The sequence below is a fragment of the Rhodococcus rhodnii NBRC 100604 genome, assembly GCF_001894925.1.
GTDB lineage: Bacteria > Actinomycetota > Actinomycetes > Mycobacteriales > Mycobacteriaceae > Rhodococcus_F > Rhodococcus_F rhodnii.
The window spans coordinates 115,728-122,714 of record NZ_BCXD01000015.1 but is presented as its reverse complement, the minus strand read 5'-3'; the positions used below and the strand labels follow the sequence as shown (position 1 = coordinate 122,714).

8 protein-coding genes and 1 pseudogene are annotated in these 6,987 nt (G+C 69.5%); 3 read left to right on the top strand and 6 right to left on the bottom strand.

Going from position 1 to position 6,987, the window contains the following annotated elements:
• Positions 1 to 73: 73 nt before the first annotated feature.
• From RR1_RS12965 to RR1_RS23130, 5 genes and pseudogenes are all read right to left on the bottom strand, one after another.
• Positions 74 to 358 (bottom strand): DUF7555 family protein, encoded by a 285-nt coding sequence (locus tag RR1_RS12965; RefSeq protein WP_420803100.1) that lies wholly within the window; start codon positions 356 to 358, stop codon positions 74 to 76.
• Between the two features lie 319 nt (positions 359 to 677).
• Positions 678 to 1,880 carry a lipase family protein gene (locus tag RR1_RS12960; protein WP_010837187.1) on the bottom strand — a complete coding sequence of 401 codons (1,203 nt, stop codon included), beginning with the start codon at positions 1,878 to 1,880 and terminating at the stop codon, positions 678 to 680.
• Positions 1,881 to 1,937: 57 nt separating this feature from the next.
• Positions 1,938 to 2,117, bottom strand: a complete 180-nt coding sequence (locus RR1_RS12955; RefSeq protein ID WP_010837188.1) for a hypothetical protein — start codon at positions 2,115 to 2,117, stop codon at positions 1,938 to 1,940.
• Positions 2,118 to 2,222: 105 nt separating this feature from the next.
• Positions 2,223 to 2,747, bottom strand: coding sequence for a hypothetical protein (locus tag RR1_RS12950; protein WP_238558941.1), 525 nt, complete (start codon positions 2,745 to 2,747; stop codon positions 2,223 to 2,225).
• Between the two features lie 12 nt (positions 2,748 to 2,759).
• Positions 2,760 to 2,840 (bottom strand): annotated as a pseudogene (locus tag RR1_RS23130) (DUF2510 domain-containing protein); the annotation flags it as partial.
• A 193-nt stretch (positions 2,841 to 3,033) separates the two neighbouring features.
• Between RR1_RS23130 and RR1_RS12945 the strand changes: the two are divergent.
• Genes RR1_RS12945 through RR1_RS12935 form a run of 3 tightly spaced genes read left to right on the top strand, consistent with a single transcriptional unit; the run spans position 3,034 to position 5,756 of the window.
• The gene (locus tag RR1_RS12945) at positions 3,034 to 3,876 is read left to right on the top strand and encodes an ABC transporter permease (RefSeq protein WP_010837190.1); all 843 of its coding nucleotides are present in this window, start codon (positions 3,034 to 3,036) and stop codon (positions 3,874 to 3,876) included.
• A gap of 28 nt (positions 3,877 to 3,904) precedes the next feature.
• Positions 3,905 to 4,948 carry a taurine ABC transporter substrate-binding protein gene (locus RR1_RS12940; RefSeq protein WP_010837191.1) on the top strand — a complete coding sequence of 348 codons (1,044 nt, stop codon included), beginning with the start codon at positions 3,905 to 3,907 and terminating at the stop codon, positions 4,946 to 4,948.
• A complete protein-coding gene (locus tag RR1_RS12935; protein WP_010837192.1) occupies positions 4,932 to 5,756 on the top strand; it encodes an ABC transporter ATP-binding protein in 825 nt (274 codons plus the stop codon). The genes RR1_RS12940 and RR1_RS12935 overlap by 17 nt, the downstream gene beginning before the upstream one ends.
• 23 nt (positions 5,757 to 5,779) lie before the next feature.
• Here the strand turns inward: RR1_RS12935 and RR1_RS12930 are convergent, their stop codons facing one another.
• Entirely contained in the window at positions 5,780 to 6,979 is a 1,200-nt protein-coding gene (locus RR1_RS12930) for a globin domain-containing protein (protein ID WP_010837193.1), read from the bottom strand.
• Between the last annotated feature and the right edge of the window lie 8 nt (positions 6,980 to 6,987).

Genomic DNA, 6,987 nt, shown 5'->3' with positions numbered 1-6,987 from the left:
CTCACCTTCCGCAGCTACTGAGCCGCGCACGAGAACGCCCCCACCCTTCGCGGGTGGGGGCGATTCGTCGTATCTAGCGGCGCACGCGGCGTGCGAGCGCGCGTACCCGCTCGTCACGGCGGGCCTGCTTCGCAGCCTTCTCGGCATCGTCCTGCTCGCGCGCCTCGGCGCTCTGCGGCCACTTCACGAAGACTCCGCCGATGAAGATGAGGAAGCCGACGACCATGACGGCGACACTCTCGGTCGCGGCGCCTCCACCGACTGCGACGAGCGCGCCGACGAGCGCGACGAATGTGCGAGGTTTCATGCGCTGTGCATACCAAACGGAAGCGCGCGAGCGCGAGGGAACCAGGTGCATCCCGGGTGCGTCGAATGGTGCATGGACGAGGGGGAGCGGGACAACCGATACGACTGGCTGCTGTGGGAACTCGAGCTACTCGCGTGGCGCAAGGGCGGCAGAGAGGAGGGCGACGGCGAGTGATCGAACCGAAAGTTGTCACGGAGTTGTCACAAGTCGCGCGCCGCTGGGGGTCATTCTGGCTCGCACCCGCTCGCTTCGGTGCAGGTCAGCGCGTTTCGGCTCGCCTCGGCTCGACACACTGGCGGACTTAAAATCCGCACAGTGTCGGTTCGAACCCGACTGGGGGCACCACGTTCTCTGCGCAGCGCGCTCGCATCTACCGATGTGGTCGGACCGCGCAGCCGCCGGTGACGGCGCGGTCCTGCACAGCGGACTCGGCGAACGCGACGACGTCGGCGAGCGAGGCGTCGAGCACGCTGCGGTGATCTGCGCCGTCGTACACCCGATAGCCGACGTCGCCGGTGCCGCAGAGCACCTGCGCCAGCGCGTCCGCGTCGGACTGCGGCACGAGGACATCGGCGCTGCCCTGCACGATCATCGTCGGCACGGCGGGGCGGGTCGTCGACGGGTCCTGCGCATCGAGGTACGTACCGAGGGCCGCGAGGTCCGTGTCGGCGCGGAACACGTCGCGCGGTGCGATCGCGGGCACCTCGCGCAGGTCGGCCAGGCAGCCGGTCCGGGCTGCGTCGAGCAGCGGAGCCGCATCGGTGGTGAGGATCTCGTCGGCGCGCAGCGTCGGGTCGGCGGCTTCCGCCCCGAGGACGAGCAACGGGACGAACGCCTCGGCCGCTTCGGCTCCGGGACCGCCTGCCTGCACGTACTCGACAGTCCGCGCCAGGCCAATTCCGCCCGGTGCGATCGCCACCGCGCCACGGAGATCGAGTTCGGGTGCCCGCTCGGCAGCGGCTTCGGCCGTGAACAGGGCGGCCTGGCCGCCCTGACTGTGCCCGGCGACGATCCACGACGCGCCGATGTCGTCGTCGTGCTCGCGGGCGGCCCGGACGATGTCGACGACGGTGTTCGCGGCACTCGCGCCGTTCATGTACGGGTGCCCGCCGGGCGTCCCGAGTCCCTCGTAGTCCGTCTGAACGACGGCGTACCCGGCGCGAACCCACTCGTCGAGCATCGCTGTGGCGATCGAGAAGTAGTCGTGCACCGGGCCACCGGGAAAGTCCGCCGACGGCGCGCACGCGTCGGCGTAGCCGCTCGTCCCGTGGGCCCAGGACAGCACGGGATACCCACCTTCCGGTGGCGGCGACGACGGAACCGACACCGTCCCGGAGACCATCGTCGCGGCGCCCACGGCGTTCTCCGAGGTGTAGGTGACGAGCGTCGTGTACCCGGCCGAAGGGAGGACTGCCGATGCGCCGGGGATGGTCGTCGACAACAGCGTGCCAGGCGTCGCGTCGTCGTCGGTGGGCTCGGAGGAACAACCGCCCGAGACGAGAACAGCGGCGATACCGAGGGCGAGAACGGTGCGGCGCACGACCACCTCCAGGAAGACGACGATGCGCCGCAACGTATTCGGCGATATCGGCTTCCCGGGCGGGAGTCTCGATCACCGAGACTCGTGAGGTCAGCGGGCGTCGGTGCGGCGGTGGCGGATCACGGTTCCTGCAATGCCGCCGACGGCAATCACCGCAGGGATCCAGACTGGGGACGGCCCGAGAATCAGCGTCATGACGATGTAGGACAGCGAGACGGCGATGAGGACCCACCCGATGTCCCGCGCAAGGTTGGGTCGGCGTGTCGTCATCGGCGGTCCCCTCCCCCAGCGAGGCGATCGATGTTCGCCTCCATGGGTGCATCATATGATCTGAGCACTCGAACAGATCCAGGTGGAACGAATATATGACCGAGGTCATGTCCTGTTCGCGAGGCGTCCCACCGCGACGCCGGTCGCGGTGAGGGTCAGGGCGCCGACGAGGGTGAGCAGCAGCCCCCATCCGAGGCTCGCCGAGACCGTGATGCCGAGTCGTTCGACGGCGTGCCCCGTGACCGTCCGGGCATCGACGATCGCGACCACCGACGCAACCGCGCCGAGGGTCGCAGGAATCCACCGGATCCACGTAGAGACGCGGTCGGCGGCGAGCGTCACGCCGAGTGCTGTCACGGCGGCGGCGATCAGCGCGAGTGCTGCCCAGCCGTCACCGTAGGTATCGATGCGAACGAGTCTGTCGCCCAACAGTTCCGCCCACGGGCCGAAGTGTCCGACGAGGAGAGCGCCACACGCCGCGAGCGCCATCTGTGCGTACGGGACGAAAGGACGGCCCACAGTCCATGTGGCGGTGGTGGATTCGCGCAGGCGCATCGGCCTCGCAGGTGGGGTGGGCTCGTCGAGGCGGACCGGTCCGTCGAATGTGGACGGCTCGCCGTCGAGCGCCACGGAGCGACTGCTCCACGAGGTGCCGTTCCACCACCGAGCATGTTCTGTGCTGCGCGGGTCGCGATACCACCCCGCCGGGTAGCTGCCGTCCATTCGAATCCCCCCACCGTCGTGACAGCGTCGGCCGGATCGCCGACCGTGACGGATGATGCCATGCCGGCGGACCGTCGCTCGCGAGGAGTGGGCGGCGACACCATTCGGATCACGCTGAGCGGAACGATTCTCACCTCGTGGATGCCGGGGTACAAACATGCGTCCCCGAATTCCCGCGCCGTCAGGAGCACGTATGTCGTCCGTCGCTGCGGCGCCCGCACGTGGCCGTCCCGGCCGCATCCGTGGTTCGCGGCGGCCGAGACTCGCCGCAGCCGCGATCTCGGGCGCCTCGGTCGTCGCGTTTCTCCTCGCATGGCAGGCGCTCGCCGCGACCGGGCTGTGGAGCGAAACGTTCGTGCCGCAGCCGTCGTCGGTGTGGAACGCCGTCGTCCAGGTCTCGACGACGAACGACGGCGTGCGCGGCTACCAGGGCTATCTGCTGCGGGAGCACCTCTACATGACGCTGCGCCGCGTCGCGTTCGGCGTCACCGTCGGTATCGTGCTGGGACTGCTGCTCGGGGTCGCGATGGGCCGGATCCGTTGGGTGCGGCAGCTTCTCGAACCGTGGCTCACCTTCCTCCGAGCACTGCCTCCGCTCGCGTACTTCTTCCTGCTCGTCATCTGGCTCGGTATCGACGAGGCACCCAAGATCACCCTGCTGGCCCTCGCGGCGCTCCCGCCCGTCGCTGTCGCCACCACGACGGCAGTCGCGGGCGCTCCGACGGCACTCGTCGAGGCGGCACGGGCACTGGGCGCCTCGCGCCGTGACGTCCTGCGCGACGTCGTGCTGCCCTCCGCGCTCCCCGAGACGATGACGGGGATTCGGCTCGCGGTCGGCATCGCCTACTCGTCCGTCGTCGCCGCGGAACTGTTCAACGGCATCCCCGGCATCGGCGGGATGGTCAAGGACGCCTCGAACTACAACAACACTCCCGTCGTTCTGGTCGGCATCTTCGCGGTCGGATTCTCCGGGCTGATCATCGACGCGCTGCTGCGTCGCGCAGAGCGCGGGCTCGCGCCGTGGCGCGGTCGCTGAACGCGTCATCCACACGAAAGGCACTTCCATGAGATCGTCCCGATTCGTCACCCGGCTCGTCGCCGCAGGCGCCGTCGCTGCTGCAGTCCTCACAGCGGGGTGCTCGGTGGACAACGCGTCCGGCGACACGTCGAAACCGACTATTCGTCTTGCGTACCAGACGTTCCCGAGCGGTGATCTCGTCGTCAAGAACAATGGCTGGCTCGAGGAGGCGCTGCCCGACTACACCATCGTGTGGACGAAGTTCGACTCCGGCGCCGACATCAACACTGCGTTCCTCGCCGGCGAGGTCGACTTCGGGGCGATCGGATCGTCACCCGTCGCACGGGGACTGTCGGCGCCGCTGAACATCCCGTATCAGGTCGCATTCGTCCTCGACGTCGCCGGCGACAACGAAGCGCTCGTCGCCCGCGAGGGAACGGGAATCGAGCGGGTCGAGGACCTGCGTGGCCGCCGGATCGCGACGGCGTTCGCCTCGACCGCGCACTACAGCCTGCTCGCGGCGCTCGACCGCGCCGGAATCGCTCCCGGAGACGTCCAACTCGTCGACCTGCAGCCGCAGGCGTCGCTCGCGGCATGGGAGCGCGGCGACATCGACGCCGTCTACACGTGGCTCCCCACCCTCGACGAGCTGCGGACGTCCGGCACCACACTGATCACGTGCCGCGAACTCGCCGCCGACGGCAAGCCCACGCTAGACCTCGGAGTGGTGTCGACGGCGTTCGCGCAGGAGAACCCGGAGGCCGTGGACGCATGGCGTTCGGTGCAGGCCAGGGCGCTCGACACGATCGCCGACGACCGCGAGGCGGCCGCCGCGGCGGTGGCCGAGCAGATCGGCATCACACCGGAGCAGGCCGCGGATCAGCTGTCGCAGGGCGTGTTCCTCACACCGGCGGAGGTGGCGTCCCCCGAATGGCTGGGAACGGACGGCGCTGTCGGGAACGTCGCGGTGAATCTGCACACCGCCGCCGAATTCCTTGCATCGCAACGACAGATCGATGCAGCGCCGCCGCTGTCGGTCTTCGAGGACGCCGTCTACACCGAAGGTCTGCCGGATGCCCTCGGGTCGTGACGGCGCGGACGCCATGATCGAGGTCGCGGGCGTTCGTCACGAATACGGCCGCGGCGCAGACGCCGTCGTCGCACTCGGGCCGATCGACCTCACCGTCTCGCGGGGCGAGTCGGCCGTCCTCGTCGGGGCTTCGGGATGCGGCAAGAGCACGTTGCTGCGGCTGATCGCGGGGTTCGAGTCGCCGACCGACGGGGCCGTACGGGTTGCCGGGGGCGAGCCCGAGCCGGGACGCTGCGGCGTCGTGTTTCAGCAACCGCGGTTGTTCGCGTGGAAGACGGTGGGCGGCAACGTCGACACCGCACTGCGCTACGCGGGCGTGCCACGCGGCGAGCGGGCGTCGCGCCGTGACGCACTGCTCGAATCCGTCGGACTGCACGACGTCGCGCACCGCAGAATCTGGGAGCTTTCGGGTGGGCAGCAGCATCGCGTCGCGATCGCGCGGGCCTATGCGAACGACACCGAGGTCCTGCTGCTGGACGAGCCGTTCGGGGCGCTCGACGCGCTCACCCGCGAACGGCTGCAGGAGGACTTCCTCGCGCTGGGCGCGGCGAGCGGACGCACGACGGTCTTCGTGACGCACAGCGCGGAAGAGGCGGTTCTGCTCGGATCGCGCGTGATCGTCCTCGGTGCCCGGCCGGGACGGATCGCGCTCGACCTGGCCGTCGATCTCCCACGTGAACTCGGGCCGTCGCTGCTGCGCCGGACGCCGGAGTTCGTCGAACTGCACGAGCGGGTGCGCAGCGAGGTCCGGGCTGCCGCGGGGGAGGGTCCCGCGGTCGCGCCCGGCCTCGCGGCGGCCAGGGAGTAGCGCGCGTCCGGCTACGGGGCGGATCAGTTCGTGCCGAGCAGCCAGTCGTTCGGCCCGAACAGCTCGTAGTGCGTGCGCTCCTCGGGCACGTTCCAGCGGCGGAGGTCGTCGCGAACTCCCTGGAGGAAACGCGTTCCGCCACAGAGGAAGACATGCGCGTCGTCGATCGTGGCGACGGCCCGGAGCCGATCGGGATCGAGTGCCGCGGTTCCGGTCAGCGTCGCGTTGCCGAGGCCGCCCAGTGCGCCGAGGAGCTCGCGGCGGAGCGGCTGGGTGTCGGACGACTCGCACACGTGGAGGACGTGCACGGAGCGGTCGCGGTCGTGCTCGGCGAGCTCGTGCAGCATCGCGAGCATCGGGGTGATGCCGATGCCCGCGGCCACCATCACGAGCGGCGAGTGGCCGGTGCCGTCGAGGGTGAGCTCGCCGAACGGCACGGTGACGTCGACGAGATCACCCGCGAAGACGTGATCGAGGAGGAAATTCGAGACCTCGCCGTCGGGCCGTCCGTCGCCGCCGGCGCGCTCGACGGCCACGACGTACCGCTCGGGCCGTCCGTCGCCGACCAGGCTGAACTGGCGCAACTGCCGTGCTCCGTCCGGGAGATGAACGCCCAGCGAGATGTACTGTCCGCCACGGTAGCTGCGCAACGGCCGTGCGATGTCGTCGGACTCGAGCGTGAACACGGCCCGGTCGTGGCCGTCGGATGCGCGATTCGTCACGCGGGCGACGCAGAACACGTCGCCAGGCTCGACGTTCGACTGCCGATACAGCTCCTTCTCGGCGCGGATCAGGTCGGCGGCCATGAGCCAATAGACGTGATCCCACACCGCGGCGATCTCCGGGGTGACGACGTCGGCACCGAGAACCTCGACGATCGCCGCGAACAGGCAGTCGTGGACGATCTCGTACTGCGCCTCGGTGACCCCCAGCGATGCGTGTTTGTGGGCGATCCGCGACAGCATCGGGGGCGTGCCGTCGCCCGCGGCGATCGCCGATGCATAGGTGACGATCGATGCCGCGAGTGCACGCTGTTGTGCCCCGCGTGCCTGATTGCCGCGGTTGAACAGATTGCGCAGCAGTTCGGGATGCTCGCCGAACATCCTGCGGTAGAACGCCGGCGTGATCTCGTCGATCGCGCCCCCGACGACGGGCAGCGTCGCGGTCAGCAGCGCCGTCTCGGACGTGCTGAGGGTAGGGGGTATCGCGGTGGGAGCAGACACGGGTGATC